Raw genomic sequence first — 16,921 nt, forward strand, 5'->3', positions numbered from 1 at the left:
CGCACCGAACGCCGAGCCGACGTGCATCGAGCCATCCTCAGCCTGGCCTGCTCCATGATCTGCCTACGCAAACTCATTCTGAACTGACCCCTTAGTGCCGTGGCCACACTTCGTGATGGCTGCGTCGTCGGTAGTGGCTGGCACGCGCTCGGGCTTGGCTTATTCGCCGCCATCGCGACCAGTGCATCGCATGCTGGGTTGCGTGCCGGATCTGTGCGGTGACGCGGTTGAACAGCCTGCGGATTTCGCTGGAGGTGAGTGATATCAGGCCGGGTACGGACCCCCTTTTTTCGCGGCGTCTCGAGTGAGGACAAGGAATACCGCCGCTGCCATGGAGAAGGTGATCCTGTCTCGTTCTTCGCGGTTTGGAAACTTTCCTCGATCGCCCAGCGGCTTCCGGCGACGCGCACCAGTTCGCGAAGGTCGGTGCCGGCGGGGCCGAAGCAGATGTAGGCGATTTCTTTGGGGTGACTGACGGAGCGGCGGGCAAGTAGCCAGTGGCCAACGTCCGGTCGGCGCAGCGGGCGGATATCGACCGCGGCCCAATCGTAAATCCGCTGTCCGTGGGCGCCATCACCACAGGACAGGCGCCGCCAGGCGGCCGGCTCGACATCCGCGATGCCGGCGTGGGCGCGCCGTTGTCGCAGATCCATGGAAATCACCATTTGGGACTTGGGTACTGCGAGAACATGTGCGATGTCGTGCTCTTCCAGCCACAGCCGCAACCGCCCGACCTGCCCGTAGGCTTCGTCATCGGTGAACCATGCAAACGGGATCCTCGCGGCGAGCGCGCGTTCCACCATCCATTGTGCAAGTTCAGGTTTGGTCGCGAATCCGACGTCATCGGGAATGCCGGCCGCAGCGCACCGATCCCGATCCATGGCCCGCTCTTTCGGTAGATACAAATCCCGGTCAATCAAGGCCCTTCCTTGATCCGAAGCGTACGCCAAGAAAACGCCAACCTGTGAATTCTCGATTCGCCCGGCCGTACCCGAATGCTGGCGCGCCACGCCGGCGGATTTCGTGCCCTTCTTCACGACTCCGGTCTCGTCGGCGATCAACACGCCGCGTTCGGCGTCCGCCGGCGCTTCGACCACCGCGTCACGCACATCGTCACGCACGCCATCGGCGTCCCAGGCGTAGAAGTTCAGCAGCCGCTGCATGCCCTGCGGACCCGCCTCGCCGGCCGTCTCCGCCATGGTCCAGCCGTTCTGGCCTATGCCATCGCTATGAGGCTCAGCTACCGATGGTCCACTGTTGGCTGGGGTTGCCGGGTTGGGTGGTGGCGATGATGACGGTGGCGCCGGCGGCGTTGGTGCCGATGTCCATGGCGAGGCCGTTGTAGTTGCGGAGTGTGCCGTCGGGCAGGGCGCGCCACTGCTGGCTGATCCAGCCGCCCGGTTGGCACGTGGCGGTTTTGATAGCGGTGCCGGGGGTGTTGGAGCCGAGGTCGAGGCAGAGGCCGTTGGTATTGCGGATGGTGCCGTCGATCGTGGCGGTCCATTGCTGGCTGGCCAAGCCTGCCGGTTGGCAGGCGGCGGTGATCATTGAGGTGCCGGGGGTGTTGGAGGTCAGGTCGGCGCACAGGCCGTTGTGGTTGCGGATCTTGCCGGTGACTGGGCGCAGTTCGGCTGTTGTCCACTGCTGGCTGGCATTGCCGGGAACGCAGGTCGCCGTGCTGACCGGGGTGCCGGTGGCGTTGGCTCCGATGTCGGCGCAGAGGCCGTTGGCGTTGCGGATGGTGTCGTCGGCCGGTACTTGCCAGCGCTGAGTGGCGTTGCCCGGTTGCACGAGGGCGGTGATCACCAGGTCGCCGGGGTTGTTGGAGCTGGTGTCCATGGCGAGGCCGTTGTAGTTGCGGATCGTGCCGTCGGGCAGCACGTGCCACTGCTGGCTGGTGGCGCCGGCTTGGCAGGTGACGGTGATGACCTTGGTGCCGGGAGCGTTGGAGCCGAGATCCATGCAGAGACCGTTGGCGTTCCGCATGCTGACTGTCGCGATGGTGATCTGCTGGCGGATCCAGTCGGTGATGTTGTCGAGGCGAGTGTCGGTGCTGCCTTGGCGGGTTTCGTGGCTGACCAGGCAGCCGTGCTGCCAGGACGTGCTGTGCAGCGCGACAAGCTCCACGGCGTTCGAGCGCTGGCGCAGGGCGGGCCCGCCGGCGTCGCCCTGGCAGATATCGACGCCGTCGGCACCGGTCAGAGCTGTGGTGGTGTCGGTGGTGGCGTTCACGGTGAAGGGCGCGACGCGGGCCTGGTCGGGGACCCAGGTGTCGGCGGTGCGGCCGTAGCCGACGGCCAGCAGGTTTTCGCCTACGGCGGGCGCTGTGGCGCTGACCGCGGCCGGTGTGACGCCGGGGACCGGTGCGTTGAGCAATCCGAGGGTCACATCCCTGTCGGGTCTCGGTGCCAAGTAAGTCACCTGGGCTGCGTAGCCGGCGCTGGTTGCGGTGCGTCCCAGGGTGACTGTCGTCGGCTTGGGCGGTGCGCCTGCTTGCAGTCCTGTGCCGCCGAAACAGGAGGTGGCGGTGATGATCCAGAAGTTGTCGATCAGTGCGGCGCTGCACTCGTGGCCGTCGATGCCGGGAGGCCCGACGTCGAGGCGGCCGACGAAGGCGTAGGAGCTATCGGAAACCTGGTTGCCGCCGCTGAGCGCGGAGGCAGGGGCGCAGGTCAGCAAACCCGCGCCCAAGACCACAGCCAGGGTAGCCGTGACGGCTCTGCCCTGGTGTCAAAGAAATGACATGAAGATCCCCTGTGCAGAGTTGTACTATTGGCCGGTCGGTCGCAGAGTGGATCTGCCCGGCGCGATTTCTGCTCCGGGTTCGCACTGTCGTCAGGACTTGGCGACTAGTTCCAGCAAAGTGGTCGGGTTGCCGTTCGGATTGGCGTCGACGCTGCGCTAGCGGGGCAGGCGGCGGTAATGACGAGAATTATCCGATAAAGCGTTCGCATTATTACTTTTTCGATTATTCGAAAAAGTAATTACCTCACCGGCAATGCGGTCAATATCCGCTTCCAGGTGCCATCACGCAGCCACCGCCGAAGCAGCCCATACGCCGCCGCCCACGAGCCAGATCTGGCGGGGATGTCGTGCCACGGCGCACCAGCATGCACCCGCTGCCGGAGCGCGTCGATCAACCTGCCGCTTGGTCCATGTCGACGGTCGCCCAGGCCGCTTCGGCTCGGGCAGTACCGGCTCCGGCGCTGCCTGCTGAGCGTCGGTCAGTCACACCGCCCCGCTATCGCTAGGTGTCCACGAGGTCTGCGGTGTCCAGGTTCTTCTTGGTCGACGAAACAACTGCTGAAGACCTCACCTACTTCGACCGCCGACAGGCCCGGCGCACGTTCAACTCCAGCTCAGCCTGCCGAAGACAACTTCGAAAAGGCCCTAGGACGAGGCGTCCAGCTGCAACAGTGTGGTCGGATCTCCGGGCGGGGTCGTGGTGATCCCGACCTGTGTAGTGCCGCTCGGATTGACGTCGACTGTCGAGTGCTCCCCCGCGTCCGTGGTCAGGCCGGCTTTGAGCTTGTGCCCTTGCCCGGGGTTGAGGCCGTCTCCCTTGATCGAGTAGACACCCGGGATCTTCAACGTCAGGTGCCCGCTCGGGCCGGTGATCTGGAAGCAAGCCCACGTCGAGCGTGAACCGACCTCTTCTGTGGTGCGGACGATGATGAGACCGACCGTGTCCGGGCCCTGCGGGCAGGCGGTGTAGAGGATGTGGCCGTCGCCACTGATCAGCTGTACGTGGTCAGTAGCAAGAATTCTGTCGGCGCCCGGGTAGCTGAAGTCCTCCACCACGGACGGTTGACTGTCGTCCGTGGTTTCGGTGCCGCTGGCGGTCACGGCCGCTACCGTGCCGATCGTGGTGGCGCCGGCTATCGAGGCGATGACAAGTAACGTCCGATTGAGTAAGCGCATTGCTCCCCCTGCTGGATGACTCCCTGGAACGTCGCGAATGCGACATTCACGACAACGGTTCGTGTCGTGTTGCCTGCTGTTGACGCGGCGACCTGACAGTAGATCATCGAATCCCCGGTCGGTCCTGTGATTTCGGACACAGCTATTTGGGCGTTGACGGGACAACTGAGCGTTTGATACTTCTGAACCGGAAGGAATGTTCCGGTCGTCGACCATTTCCTTCCTGTGGTCCAAATGAGGGGGACTCCACGTGCTTGCGGCAGGTCTCAGATTTCGTGCTGTCCTGATTCTGGTTTTGACGGTGACGGTGGCCGCCGGCATGCTCACCGCTCCGCGGTCCGCTGCTGCGGCGTCCACGCACGTGGAGAGTGCCCGGATCGCTGCGGCGTCGGGCGTGGGTTCGGATCGTGCGAAGGTAGCGCTGCTGTGGCGATTCGGTGGCCCCGTGACCCGCCGCGACGCGGCGCTGGCGTTGGCGGGTACCGATGCGGACGTGGCGCGATTCTTGACTACGCAGAAGGATCCCGACGCGGCAGTCGACCGGGACATTCAGGTCAATCAACTGATGTCTGCCGGGGGCCCGGCCACTCGCAGTGCGGCGCAGCAGGCGTTGAACGCGGGGACCGACGACGCGTTGAGGGCGTTCCTGGACGCCGGGTGGGAGACGCCGCACGGCACCGACCTCGATGTTCGGGTCAACCAGGTGATGTCGGCCGGTGGTCCGCAGGTGAAGAAGGTGGCGCAGCAGGCGCTGAACGCGGGTACGCCAGAGGCGTTGCAGAACTTCCTGGATTCCGGGTGGCAGGTTTCGTTCGAGACCGACCAGACCGTAAAGGTCAACCAGGCGATGTCCAGCGGCGGACCCGAGGTACGGAAAGCCGCGCAGCAGGCGTTGGACGCGGGCACTCTCGACGCGCTGAACCAGTTCCTCGGTATCGATCTGCCTATCGCGCAGGCGCGGGACGCCGAAACTGCGTCGATCAGCCAGCTGGTGTCCACGGCGCAGGCGGCGTCGGCGCAGGCGGCGACCGAGACGCAGGCGGCGAAGCAGGAGTCGGACCGGGCGGTGGTCGAGGCGGCAGCGGCGCAGGCAGCGGCGCAGGCGGCCAAGGAAGCGGCGGCCGCAGCGCAGGGTCATGCGGGTCAGGCCACTGACGCTGCGAACCGCGCGGCCTACGCGGCGGATCAGGCGGCGTTTACCGCACGGCAGGCGATCGGCGCGGCGAACGCGGCTTCGAACGCGGCACACACGGCGGCGTTGGCGGCGTCGCGGGCGGCGGGCGCGGCGTCGCAGGCCGGCCGGGCCGCCTCGCGGGCCTACGATGCGGCCGCGGCGGCGATCGGTGACGGCACCAAGGCCAACGATGCGAAGGTCGCCGCGCAGACCGCGCGGGCCGCGGCGCTGGGTGCGGCCACGGCGGCGGATGCAGCGAGGTCTGCCAAGACCGCTTCACAGCAGGCCGAAGCAGCGGGATCGGCGGCCAAGGATGCTGCGACGCAGTCCCGTACCGCGGCTGTAGCCGCAGCCGACGCGGCGGACGCGGCAGGAGCCGCGGGAGCGGACGCGCGGCAGGCGAAGGCCGCCGCTGCGACCGCCCGGACACAAGCCGATCGCGCGACGGCCGCTGCGAACGCGAGCCAAGCGTGGGCGCATCAGGCCTCCGGCGCCGCCGGGCAGGCAGCCGACCTTGCTGCCGCTGCCGCGGCCGATGCGACGAACGCGGCGGCGGCGGCGGAAGACGCGTTCGTCCATGCCGGTCAGGCCGCGGACGCGGCGGCGCAAGCCACGGCGCACGCGAACGCGGCGACGGCGGCAGCGAACGCGGCGGTCACTGCGGCGAGCCAGGCTACACAGATCGCGCAAGCCGCACGTAAGGCCGACGACGACCGGATCACCCTGACCGGGCAAACCGCCGATGATGCCGCCAAAGCGGCGTTGGCCGCCTACGTGAACCGGCAGGTGCCGCTGCGCTGGGACCTGGATCAGGCCAGCACCTGGGACAGCGAAACCACCCGGTTGATCGGTGAGGCGACAGCGCCCGGGACGGTGCGCGCAACAGCGGTGAGCGATGCGCGCAAGGTCGCGCTCACACTGGCCGACAAGGGCGGGTCGTGGACGAAGACCGCCGCGGGTGCGGCGCTCTCGGCGAGCGACGACGAGGTTATCGACTTCATCACCACCGGTCTGGCCGCCGCCGCCGGCCAGGATGATCGGGTCGTCCTTGGTGAGCTCAGCGAAGCCGGCACCCCGGCGTTCAAGACTGCAGCGGACACGGCGCTGGCCGGGCCGGACACTGCGGTACGGGACTTCCTGCGCAATCGGAATTACCCCGCCCGGGAGCAGGACGACTCGATCCAGGTCAACCAGATCATGTCCGCTGCTCGCGGTTCCGGGCGGGCAGTGGTGGTGCAGCAGGCCCAGCACGCGCTGGACGCGAACAGCGACCAAGCACTGCGGACATTCCTGGACACCGGCCAGTACACCGCTCTCAGCACGGACGACAACGTCAAGGTCAACCAGGTCATGTCGGCCGCCCGCGCCGCCGGCACGCGCGAAGTCATGGCCGGCGCGCAAGCCGCGCTGGACGGGCCGCCGATCCTGGTGCGCGAGTTCTTGACCGTTGGGCAGTATTCTGCGGCACGGCGCGACCAGAACACGGCCGCGCACAACGCCGCGATCGACGCCCTGCTCGCCCAGGCGGCAAGCGCGGCCGCGAGCGCCACCCACGACGCCAACGAGGCCCAAGCTACCGCCGCCCGGGCACGCAACGCCGCCCAGGAAGCCCAGGGCTACGCCGACCAAGCTGCTGCTGCCGCCACTCAGGCCACTGACTACGCCAACCAGGCCCAGGCTGCCGCGGATCGCGCTGCAGTCTCAGCTCAGCAGGCACAGGTGTCGGCCAACACCGCCAGGGCTGCGGCGGCGTCCGCGGTCGTCTCCGCCGACAAGGCCAGCCGCTCCGCCGCCTGGGCGCAACGCTCCGCGCACGACGCTGCAGGCTTCGCCCAAGATGCGGCCTCCTCTGCGAAGAAGGCCTACGACACTGCTATCCAGGCCGGCTTGGACGCCCATGACGCCGCCCTGGCGGCACAGGACGCCTGGCAGAGCGTCGTCACCAAAGCCGAGGCCGAAAAGCAAAAGGCCGTTCAGCAGCGAACGGCGGACTGCGACGACAATGCCCGGGACCCTGAAGCAGTCAACCTGCTCAGTAACCAGGACTGTGTACTGCTGTTTGCCGGCAGCAAGACCGACCAAGAACGGGTGATCGCTCACCTGCAGGACATCTGCAGGCAGCACATTCCTCAGGGCGACCCCAACCTCGGCCGGTGTTTGGACCCGAGCAACCTCCTCAGCCCAGACTTCATGGCCGACCTCCGAGACGGGTTCACGAACTACGTGACGTCCGGCGATGGCTCGGGTCTCGCCTTGCTCCTCAACCTGCTGAGTGTTCTGGCCTGCCCGGAATGCGAACTGGCGGGCCTCCTCGGAAATGCCGGCGCCGAACTCGGTGAATCCGCAGGATCGGCCGAACTCGCGGGACTGGTCGACGCCGCGGCCGCGGGCAAGGGCCTGCTCGATGCCGCGGAGGCCAAGGTCGTCGCCGAACTCGGCGAAGCCCAGAGCCTGGCGCGCGAAGCCTATGTGATGGACGGCCGGCTGGCTGAACAAGCAGGAGGATTAGCCGGCCCCTCTCTCGAACGAGAGATGGAGATAGGGCGCATGCTCAACGACGCTGCCCGCAACAAGGGATATACTGGCATGGGAATCGCCACTCAAGAAGAGGCTGCTATGATGGGCGAAGCCTGGGTAGGGCCGGGGTATACTTTTGCCAGTGATGGGAAAATTATGATTAGCGCGAATAAGCTTCGGATGTACCGGCCTCCTACATTCAAGCCGCGTCGTCCTGCCAAGTTCGGCGGCCCAGGTTATCAGGCAAACTTCTCATGGCGAAATATTCCTGAAAAGGAGTGGCAAGCCAACGCTCACCTCGATATCGTCGACATGTCATGAGGGCTGTCGTCCGTCATTTCATCAGTCCGGACGTCGACCTCGACGACTTCCGGCCAGGGGATCCAGTCGACTTCTCCTTTCTTCTCCAAGTACTAGTCGGGCCAAGTGACTCAGAAGGTGAGGAGTCTCTCGAGTTGATTGTCTGCACGCCCCGTGCGCTGGAGCGACGGGTCGCGGCGGAGGGGGTTGTCTTCGGTCGCCCGCTGGTGATTGTCGAGTCGCCGGACATCTCTCGGGTATTGAAGGCGGTAAGGGCTGCGGTGGAGCGCGCTGAGGCTCCGTCTTGGGAGGCGTTGGCCAGACGCCTGGAGCGTCTGGGAATCTACGAGTTCGAAGACTGCTGATGAGTGATCCTACCTTGAGTTGTTACCGGTGACGTCCCATTCTCTATGCGGTGAGGGATACGGGCGACCGCGACCGATGATGTCGTTCCTAGGTGGGTCGGAACCGTGAAGGTGCGTCGGCGCTCGGTGTGAAGCCGTCGACGTGGCGGCGAAGGCCGCGAGGTTCGTAACGGCGCTCGACGCGGCCGCTACGCGACGGCATGACGCTCGAAGCGATGTCGTTGTCCATCCAGGTGAACTCGTCGGCCGCAAGCCCCCGGTGGCGTTGCCGGAGGCGTCGGAATCGACCTTTCGGCGGTCGCGATCGAGCATGCCAGCGCGTGTCCCGTGCAAACTATCAACCAGTGGTGGTGCTCGGCTGCGAAGACCTGCGCCGAGCCAGTTGTCGGCTGGTCACGCTGGTCGTTCAGGCCCGCACAGCGGTTTTCTTGTGAGCGCAATAGACGTGGCGATCGACGTTTCTGCGGCGCGTGTTCCGCCCCGCGGTCGAAGGCAGCGAGGCATCCGGGACGAAGGCGGGCTGTGCGGCGGTGCGGCCCGGGTTGACCTTCGACGGGCTGCGGCACAGCCACAAGACCTGGCTGATCGCGGGCGGCGCACCGGAGATCGCCCAGGCTCGCCGGCTCGGGCATCACCTGGACAACCGGGTCATCGAGACCTACTCCCACGTCGCCCTGGAGGTCCTCCAGCGGCTGCTGGAAGACCTCGAGCGCCACTGGCACGCGGCGGTCCCGCCGCCACTGACACCATCACCGAGTGTGGTCGATAGTAGGCTGGTGGCGCCGGTTGTCCCCTTTTCGCCACGGAGGGGGTCACCCGCCGGGAGACCCCGGGAGCAGCAGGAACACCGCGCCGACGCCGGATCGAGGGTGGGATACTGCTCCAGTTCTGCCCCAGCAGGGGCACAAGATCACGCCGCAAACCGATCACGGAAGATCGAACCCGGTACGCAGAAACCCCTCCGCCCAGCCCGAAGAGCTGAAACGAAGGGGTTCGTTGCACTGTGGAGCTAAGGGGACTCGAACCCCTGACCCCCTCACTGCCAGTGAGGGTCGATCATGGCCCTGACCTGCGACGATAGAGAATCGCCTAGTGAAATGATGCGCTTGGTCGCCGTTGCTTGCAACAGTGTGTTGTTGAGTGCAGTTGTGACAGGGGTTTTGCCCCAGCTGTGCCCCAGTGAAATTAGTGAGAGGACCGCCCGCATTCGTTTCGAACGAACGTGCGGTCGGCACACGACCCGGGTTCGGAGCCGTCGACCAGAGCTCAAGTCGAGCGGCGCCGTCCAGTCGGAACCTGCACTGATGAGCTATCTCGGTCGCGTAGTCGGTCCCCGCATTGAGCTGCCGAGCGCTGCTTGCCGAGGCGCACGGTCTGTGGCGTGAGCGAGCACTGGAGGTAAGCCATTTGCGGATGGGCAGACGTCCGGCCATAGAGGCGCCCTGTGGTCGGCCGGGTTAGTCGGGACGCGCTGGCACGTCCCTCTCCCATAGCCTGTTGCCATGGTGTCGAAGGCGTGGCCGTCCAGGTCGTGGAGCGGCATCTGGCCGGGTGGCCGGCAGCGGGCGGGCCGAAGATGGTGATCACGGACGTCTACCCACACCGGCTTGGCTGGGTGACCTGCAGTCAAAGCGAACGGTACGTGCGTACCCGCGACGTCTTCGACGTGGTGGTGGGCCACGGGCCGTTCTTGGTCGATGGGGTGGACGGTAGCTCGCATATGGTGCATGGGACCGCTGACCTTGAGGCCGGCGAGTGGATCGAGGGTTATCTCGAGCAGGTTCGCGGGCTTGAGCGGTTTGACCCACTTCGGTCGCGGATCGTTGAGCTGATCGAATCCGGTCAACGCCTGGACGCGATCCGGTTGGTGCGGGCGTCTGTGGCTGATCTCGGAGTACAGGGGCCAAGGAGTACGTCGAGGCCGCTGCAGCCGGCGTGCCGGTTCCGGAGCACGTACGCGCCTGCTTACCGCGACCACCGGCCGTACGCAGGGTGTGGAGGCGCTTGTCGGACCCTGACCAGGAGCCGCGACCCACAGGCTCTTGACTTGCGTGCTGCTCCTACCGGCAAGGGCGGGTGCTACGGCAGGTTGGCCACGCTCGGCGGCATGACAGCGCGTCTGCGATGTGTTCCGATCTGGCACTCGTCTCGTCCCGGAAGTCCTTCGACACGAGGTCTCAGCTGCAGCGGTATGCCTGGCGGGGATCGTGGTCGTAGCGCAGGCTGCTGCGTCCGACGGCGTGAATGAGGTTCCGCCAGAAGCGTTCGGGCGTCAGTGGCGCCCGCACGGACTCGAGCATTTCCCGATCAGGTGAGCAGGCGAAGATGCCGCGGATCGCTTCGATGCTGGTGTCCACGACGTCGCCGTAGACGGCCGGGCTCTGGGGCGCCGAAGAGGATCAGGCCGGTCCGTGTCGTCTGGCCGGCACAGCCTATTCAACCGTGAGTCAGTGACAAGCTGGAGCTACATACAACCGGGCTGATTTGCAGGCCGGACGTTAACGGGCGCGGAAACCCCAAGGCGTGGTTCCAGACCCGTCGCCGAGCAGGAGTGGCTCTGATGACCGAAAGTCGAAGCTGCCGCCTGCCGCGATATGTCCGCTACCTCGACGCCAACGAACTTGCCTCCGCGGCATGGTCGTGGAGGTCGGTTTTGTTCACATTCCGCAGTCGTATCAGCGTCGTTTGCTAGCAGTGCTCCAACCGGTTTTGGTGGAGGTAGCGCGTTGGGGCCGAGCATGCGATTGATGCTTCGAAGCCGGTGCCATCATCGGTTACTTGCCCCCTGCCTGCCTCACCAAGCTACATAACGCTCCGCTTCGCCCGGCGGTGTTAGGCCGTTCGGGGGAATGTGGTTGCTATTTGATGACCTTCGGTAACCGGACGGCCTGGGTTTGCGACCTTTAGGTGAGGTTGGGTTAGACGGGGATGGGGAACTATGGAGCGGCCGGTTGTCTTCGTGTACGGCACGGGAGTGCGCGCCAAGTCGCACAACGCAATCTTCGTGGTGGTGCGGGCTGCGATAGGCGAGCCAGGTCGTGAGGTGCGCGGCTGCTTCTGGAAGTTGGAGGAAGGCGCACTGTTCGTCTGCAGCGTGACTTCGGTTCCGGGCTACAGAGCGTCAGGTGGCGGGAAGGCCGAGACTGATGATCAGAACATCGCTGCGGTTACGGTGAATGAGAACGGTTACGAGCGTCGGCAGGCCGTGGCGCGTGCGATCGTGGCCGTGACTCTATCGGCGGCGTCCGAGCCTGGAGCTGACGCAGTGGACAGGCTTGCCCCCAACGCGTTGCTCGCCGCGCTCAGTTCCGAACTGCATTCGCAGAGCAGGGCTCTCACTGACAAGGTGTGGAAAGCTGCGGCCACGCCCGCCTTACGGATTCTGTCGCGCGTTATCGCGAATCGTCATGGTGCACTCAGTGATGGTATGTTGGCGATGGCCGGGGATATCTCTCGCTATCAGGTCCGCGGTGAGGCCGTGCGGCAGCTAGCCGTTACACGTATTTACCGGGAAGGGGAAGGGAGATGGACTTTACGAAGACGCGGGCACGTCGGCTCTCGAAACTCATGGTCGACCGCGTTCGAATGTGTGGAGGTAGGCTGGGATGAATCCCTCCGATGACGATGCGCACGAGTTCCTGGTCGAATGGGAGAAGTACGCCCACCTGCCTATCTTCGAGCACCTCAGCTCCATCAACTACTTCCAGTTGTCGGTGCAGTTCCCGCGGTTCCGGGCATGGTCGAGCGCGGATCAGATGCACGGGGTCGCCGATTGTCTCTACGAAGAGGCCTACGAACTGCTGACCCGGTCGAAGTTGTATCGATACGACGAACTCCGTCGTACCACAGGCTCCCACTTCGTCGGCGTGCACTACGAGGACGCGGACACCGACTTCCATCTCGAACTGACCACCGGTGCGGAGTTGATCCTGCGCCGGCAGGGCTCGTCGATGGAGCGCTTCTACCAGTGGTACATGCGGATCATGCCGGAGGTGCACAAGCTCTACGTCAAGGTACGTGAGTACCTCGAACGGCTCTCCGTGCCGCTGCGCGACATCGGGCCAGCGCGTGCGGGCTTCGTCTTCCGGTTTATCCTCTACGACTTCCGCACCGTGGGCCGCGCCAGTGAACCGGTGAAGAACTCCACCATCCTCGGTTCCAGCCTCGCGAAAGTTCCGGGCGTGGATGGAAAGCTGCTCGACCTGGGCAGCAGCCGACTCGGCGATCTCGGCCGCATCGATCTCGCGGTCAGCAGGTGGATCGACGCACCGGGCGGGAGTGTGCGCGAGATCTACAAAGTCGAGGCGCCGGGCAACCTCGACTACGGGGCGCTCTGGGTCGAGTTCACCTACATCGCGGAGACACGCGATGATTCATCAGGCAAGCGCCAGCAGCCCGATTTCTCAGAGTTCTTGAGACGTTACGACCATCCGGTTACCGATTTCCTACGTGATCGTGCCCTGAACGGCTTCTTGTCGGACCTGACCAGTCACGTCTCGTTCAATTCGACCCCAGGCCTACTGCCGTAGACGAGGAGAGCCGAACCATGGTGGCGCCGCCTAGGACCGCGTTTGTGATATCTCCGTTCGAGGAGCCGTACAATTCCTACTGGACTGATCTGTTCCGGCCGGCGCTGGTCGAGGTCGGTCTGTCGCCGAAGCGCGGCGACTCGATGTTCCGCGCGGGTAACGTCGTCCGCCAGATCTGGGAGCTGATCTCCGAGAGCGTGGTAGTGCTGGCCGAGGTCTCCGAGGAGAACGCCAACGTGTACTACGAGCTGGGGTTGGCGCACGCGATCGGTAAGCCTTGCGTGCTGGTCACCCGTGACGCGTCCTCAATCCCGTTCGATCTGCGCAGCCAGCGCCACATCATCTACAACACGCAACGGGTCCGGTGGAGCGAGGAGTTGCTCGCCGACATTGCCCGCTCAGTTGAGGAGACGCTCGCGGCGCCGGAGTTGTCGACCGTGTTCCCACAGCACGTGCGGGGACTCGTAGACGACGACCAATCTGTCACGACCGCTCACCTGCGGATGCTTCAAGCGTCCGTCGACTCCCTCCGCCGGCAACTGGAGCCAGCGGCGCCTCCGGGATATCAGGCCGACCAGGGCCTTGGCACGGCCGACGAATTGCGGTCGCTCGCCGAAGACCTCATCGAGTCGGGCTTCGGTTCGGAGTCGGTGGTCGAAGCCCTGAGGGCTCGTGGCGCGCCTCACGTGTGGGCATCGGAGATCGTCCGCGAACTGAGTGCCGGAGGTGGCCGACATGGATGAAGCGGCACGGCAGACTGGAAGCGTGGACGGGGCCGACGTCCTCGCCGTGACTTCGCTCGTGGCAGCTTGGAGCGAAAAGGACCAAACCCACCGCTCGGACTTCTCGATCAAGCTCTATGAGATGGCGGCCAGGTTGTCGGTCGACGAGCGCCTCGTCATCAGGATCCAGTCGGACAGCTCCAACACACTTGGCCTGATGTTCGCGATTACGCGAGCCGACGGCACGCCGTCATCCGGCATGTTGGGACTTCAACACCTACTTGGCGAGCCGGACAGCCCCGTCCTGGTGCGTCCCGCCGCACAACCGGCGCAACTTCCTGTCGAGCCGGGTCACCGGTACGTGATCCGCAGGTTCGTCTTCTCGGCGGACACGCCTTCCCGGCGCCGCCCGCTGGCGCTGGACTACAACCCGGCAGTGAACCTGCGAGGTCTGTGCGCTGCGCTGCTGGACCAGGTGTCTAGCAGCCTGGAGTTGACGGTGGCGCCGGTTGAGGCGAAGTACCGGAGCCTGGAGGAGGTGTTCCGTGAGGCCAGCGGTCCACAGAGCACGATTCCCGAGACGATCGGTCAGGCGCTGCGAGACGGCGGGAACTTCGTGCAGGCTTCCCTGGTCCTGACGTCGGTAGCCGCGCCGTCGGCACGGCTACTGTCGGAGATCTCGGCGATCTCCCGGCCCGTGGAGATCATCCAGTGGGCGGAGGGCCAACTGCCGCCGAGTGAGGTCGTCGGCACCCGCACGCTTGCCGCGATGTTCAGGATACCGGTCGCGCACAGTGCTTCGTTTCCCGGCTTCGCGGTTTCCTCAGCCCCGGTCATCCGAGCGCCGCAAGCGGTGTGCGCGGGGGAGCAGGACGACGGGTTGCGCCTCGGTCGCGCCAGCGATGCCCGCGGCGTGTCGGTCGACGTCCACCTCCCCTTAGCCGACTTCTCACGGCACATCTACGTGCCCGGTCAGACCGGCGCGGGCAAGTCAACTATCCTGCGCTCGATGGCCTGCGAGGTCGCGCGGTCAGGGCACGGAATGCTCTTCATCGACCCACACGGGGATGCGGCCCGCCAACTGCTCCGCGAACTGCCAGCGGAGCGAGTCCGGGACGTCCACTTCGTGAACGCCGCCGACCTGGAGGCGCCGGCGCCCATCAATCCGTTCAGTGTCACGGACCTGCTGCAGCGGGATACGGCCCTGGCGAACGTCACGGCCATGTTCCAGGACCTCTTCGACCCGACTCAACAAGGCATTGTCGGGCCGCGGTGGGAATCGTGGTTCCGGATGGGCATGCTGACCTTGATCGCCGCACGTGGGCGACACGCGTCGATCCTCGACGTACCTAGGCTGTTCATGGACAACGCGTTCATGAAGAAGCAGCGCGACACCGTCGTTGACGAGTACCTGGTCGACTTCTGGGATCAAGAGATGGCGCAGACGAATGCCCACACCCGCTCTGAAATCCTCGGCTGGTTCACCAGCAAGTTCACTGCCTTCCGGACCAACGCAGTACTCCGCGCCGTCCTGGGCAGCGGCCGGGACATGCTCGAAGCGAGCGATGTGATGGACCAGGGGAAGATCATCGTGGTCTCGCTGCAGAAGGGTGAGATAGGTGCGCCTATCGCGCAGTTGTTGGGTTACCTCTACCTGACCCGGTACTGGACCGCGGCGCTGAAGCGGAAGACTGCTCGACCGTTCGCGCTGTTCGTCGACGAGGCGCAGACGTTCTCGCGGGGTGCGCTGGCCGACATCCTGGCCGAGGGGCGGAAGTTCGGTTTATACGCGGTGCTGGCGAACCAGTACCTGGAACAACTTCCGGAACAGTTGCAGCACGCGTTGCTCGGGAACGTCGGCACCCTCGTCGCTTTCCGGATGGGCGATCGGGACGCCGACCAGTTCGCCGGACGGCTCGGGCCCGAGTTCTCCGCCGAGTCCCTGCGGCGCCTCCCGAACCACCAGGCAGCGTGCTCGTTGCTGCTGGACGGCGCGATCCAGCCGGCATTCAGCCTGGACGGGGACCACATCGAGCGGTTGGCGTCGCGGTCCGACCGACAGATGACGGACCAGGCCGAGTCCATCATCAAGGCCAGTCAGTCCTACTTCAGGCGTTCCGAGGAAATGCAGTTGCCGACCGGATCGGCTAACAGCACCGGTCCGGCCTCCATGCCGGGGCGACCACCTGACGCGCGCCCCTCGGTGGGTGCCACTTTCACGCAGGCCAACATTCCCTCCTTTGTGGAGGCGCTGCGGCAGAAGCGCAATGGTCGTCCCGGGGGAACGTCGTGATTACCCTGGACGATTCGCTGCTGCTGGAGCTTGGTCTCGGTGATCTGCCTGCCGAGGTGCGCAAGCTGGTACTCGCGACGATCTACGAGCAGATTGAGTTGAGGGTTGGTTACCGACTGGCCGGGCAGATGTCGTCCGGCCAGCTAGACGAGTTCGAAGGCTTCATCGACCGCAACGACGAGGCAGGCGCCCTCGAGTGGCTCCAGGAGAACGCCCCGGGATACCCGGTCGTAGTCCAGGAAACCTTCGACAACCTCAAACAGGAGATCCTCGACAATCGGATCGATGTCCGAGCCGTCCTGGTGCAGGCCGCACCGAAGTCGCTGGTCAACTTCCTGACTCGCGTCCAGGACACTCCGGACGAGCGGCTCGCGTGCGACATCTTCGTGTACGTGGGCGGCGTCGACGCGCTTTGTGGTGCCTCCGAGGATCTGCTCGGAGCCGTTCCCGGCATGACCGAGTCGTTGGTAGCAAAGATCGTCGAAGGATGCCGTGACGAGATGGACGTACGCGGCGTCCAAACGCCGAAAGGTCTGTCCGCGGCGGTCTCCAATCGGCTGCTAAGCGCCTTCGGCGACTGGGACGGCGTGCGCCGGGCAACGGACGTGGACATCCTCGGCATCGTCGGAGTGGGCCCCGCGACGCTGCGGAAGATCCGCGGCGCAAAGTGGTAACTATACGCTTTAGCAGAACGGCCGTCAGCCTCGAGCGCGACAACCAGATCGCCCGCTGATCTGTCGCGCTCGGCGAATGTCGACAAAGTTGACCGTGTTTGCCGCGGCGTGATGCCGGACTGGTGCCTGACGTTGGCGGCCGGGCCGCGATGCGTGCCCGGCAACCGATGCTCCCAACTCTCAGACTGAGCATGCCGACTTGCCGCGGCTGGCCAGTCTCCGGGGTGGTTCCGGGTGTCGGCCTAGACACGGGGGAGGACGCGAGCTCTGCCCGTGGTTCACCCGATTGCTTTGTGTAGGAAGACGATCGCGCCCCCGGTTGCCGTTAGGCTCGCGAGCAATGCGGCTGGGACGTTCCCGCTAGCGAGGTATGCCAGTGTCCCAACCGCGACGCCGCAGATGAAGCTGAGCAGCAGGACCACCGCG

At 65.4% G+C, this 16,921-nt stretch carries 12 protein-coding genes and 1 pseudogene; 8 read left to right on the plus strand and 5 right to left on the minus strand.

Annotation, left to right across the window (positions count from 1 at the left end):
• Positions 1-264: 264 nt before the first annotated feature.
• The 4 genes and pseudogenes from ACGFMK_RS34885 to ACGFMK_RS34900 all read right to left on the minus strand — a co-directional run.
• A pseudogene (locus ACGFMK_RS34885) lies at positions 265-1,214 on the minus strand (IS701 family transposase); the annotation flags it as partial.
• Between the two features lie 22 nt (positions 1,215-1,236).
• The gene (locus ACGFMK_RS34890) at positions 1,237-2,691 is read right to left on the minus strand and encodes a ricin-type beta-trefoil lectin domain protein (protein ID WP_392772498.1); all 1,455 of its coding nucleotides are present in this window, start codon (positions 2,689-2,691) and stop codon (positions 1,237-1,239) included.
• 293 nt (positions 2,692-2,984) lie between these two features.
• Positions 2,985-3,173, minus strand: a complete 189-nt coding sequence (locus tag ACGFMK_RS34895; RefSeq protein ID WP_392772649.1) for a transposase — start codon at positions 3,171-3,173, stop codon at positions 2,985-2,987.
• Between the two features lie 217 nt (positions 3,174-3,390).
• Positions 3,391-3,921, minus strand: coding sequence for a hypothetical protein (locus ACGFMK_RS34900; RefSeq protein WP_392772501.1), 531 nt, complete (start codon positions 3,919-3,921; stop codon positions 3,391-3,393).
• A 250-nt stretch (positions 3,922-4,171) separates the two neighbouring features.
• Here ACGFMK_RS34900 and ACGFMK_RS34905 point away from each other — a divergent pair, with 250 nt between their 5' ends.
• The 3 genes from ACGFMK_RS34905 (at position 4,172) to ACGFMK_RS34915 (ending at position 10,525) form a co-directional block, all read left to right on the plus strand.
• Positions 4,172-7,933 (plus strand): ALF repeat-containing protein, encoded by a 3,762-nt coding sequence (locus ACGFMK_RS34905; RefSeq protein WP_392772503.1) that lies wholly within the window; start codon positions 4,172-4,174, stop codon positions 7,931-7,933.
• Positions 7,930-8,277: an Imm8 family immunity protein gene (locus tag ACGFMK_RS34910; RefSeq protein WP_392772506.1), complete on the plus strand. Its 348-nt coding sequence runs from the start codon at positions 7,930-7,932 to the stop codon at positions 8,275-8,277. The genes ACGFMK_RS34905 and ACGFMK_RS34910 overlap by 4 nt, the downstream gene beginning before the upstream one ends.
• A gap of 1,531 nt (positions 8,278-9,808) precedes the next feature.
• On the plus strand, positions 9,809-10,525 hold the full coding sequence (locus tag ACGFMK_RS34915) for a YrhB domain-containing protein (RefSeq protein WP_392772652.1): 717 nt from the start codon (positions 9,809-9,811) through the stop codon (positions 10,523-10,525).
• On the opposite strand, the gene ACGFMK_RS34920 is transcribed toward ACGFMK_RS34915, so the two are convergent.
• Positions 10,455-10,634 carry a hypothetical protein gene (locus tag ACGFMK_RS34920; protein WP_392772660.1) on the minus strand — a complete coding sequence of 60 codons (180 nt, stop codon included), beginning with the start codon at positions 10,632-10,634 and terminating at the stop codon, positions 10,455-10,457. The two genes, ACGFMK_RS34915 and ACGFMK_RS34920, sit on opposite strands and share 71 nt — an antisense overlap.
• Before the next feature lie 581 nt (positions 10,635-11,215).
• Here ACGFMK_RS34920 and ACGFMK_RS34925 point away from each other — a divergent pair.
• From ACGFMK_RS34925 to ACGFMK_RS34945, 5 genes are read left to right on the plus strand one after another with little or no spacing between them, the layout of a single operon-like run.
• On the plus strand, positions 11,216-11,899 hold the full coding sequence (locus ACGFMK_RS34925) for a hypothetical protein (RefSeq protein ID WP_392772509.1): 684 nt from the start codon (positions 11,216-11,218) through the stop codon (positions 11,897-11,899).
• A complete protein-coding gene (locus ACGFMK_RS34930; RefSeq protein ID WP_392772512.1) occupies positions 11,883-12,806 on the plus strand; it encodes a hypothetical protein in 924 nt (307 codons plus the stop codon). Before ACGFMK_RS34925 ends, ACGFMK_RS34930 begins: the two co-directional genes overlap by 17 nt.
• Before the next feature lie 17 nt (positions 12,807-12,823).
• Positions 12,824-13,549, plus strand: coding sequence for a hypothetical protein (locus ACGFMK_RS34935; protein ID WP_392772515.1), 726 nt, complete (start codon positions 12,824-12,826; stop codon positions 13,547-13,549).
• Positions 13,542-15,821 carry a type IV secretory system conjugative DNA transfer family protein gene (locus ACGFMK_RS34940; protein ID WP_392772518.1) on the plus strand — a complete coding sequence of 760 codons (2,280 nt, stop codon included), beginning with the start codon at positions 13,542-13,544 and terminating at the stop codon, positions 15,819-15,821. Before ACGFMK_RS34935 ends, ACGFMK_RS34940 begins: the two co-directional genes overlap by 8 nt.
• Positions 15,818-16,495, plus strand: coding sequence for a DUF5663 domain-containing protein (locus tag ACGFMK_RS34945; protein WP_392772521.1), 678 nt, complete (start codon positions 15,818-15,820; stop codon positions 16,493-16,495). The genes ACGFMK_RS34940 and ACGFMK_RS34945 overlap by 4 nt, the downstream gene beginning before the upstream one ends.
• The last annotated feature ends 426 nt before the right edge of the window (positions 16,496-16,921 follow it).

It is taken from the genome of Amycolatopsis sp. NPDC049252, from assembly GCF_043197175.1.
Taxonomy (GTDB): Bacteria; Actinomycetota; Actinomycetes; order Mycobacteriales; family Pseudonocardiaceae; genus Amycolatopsis.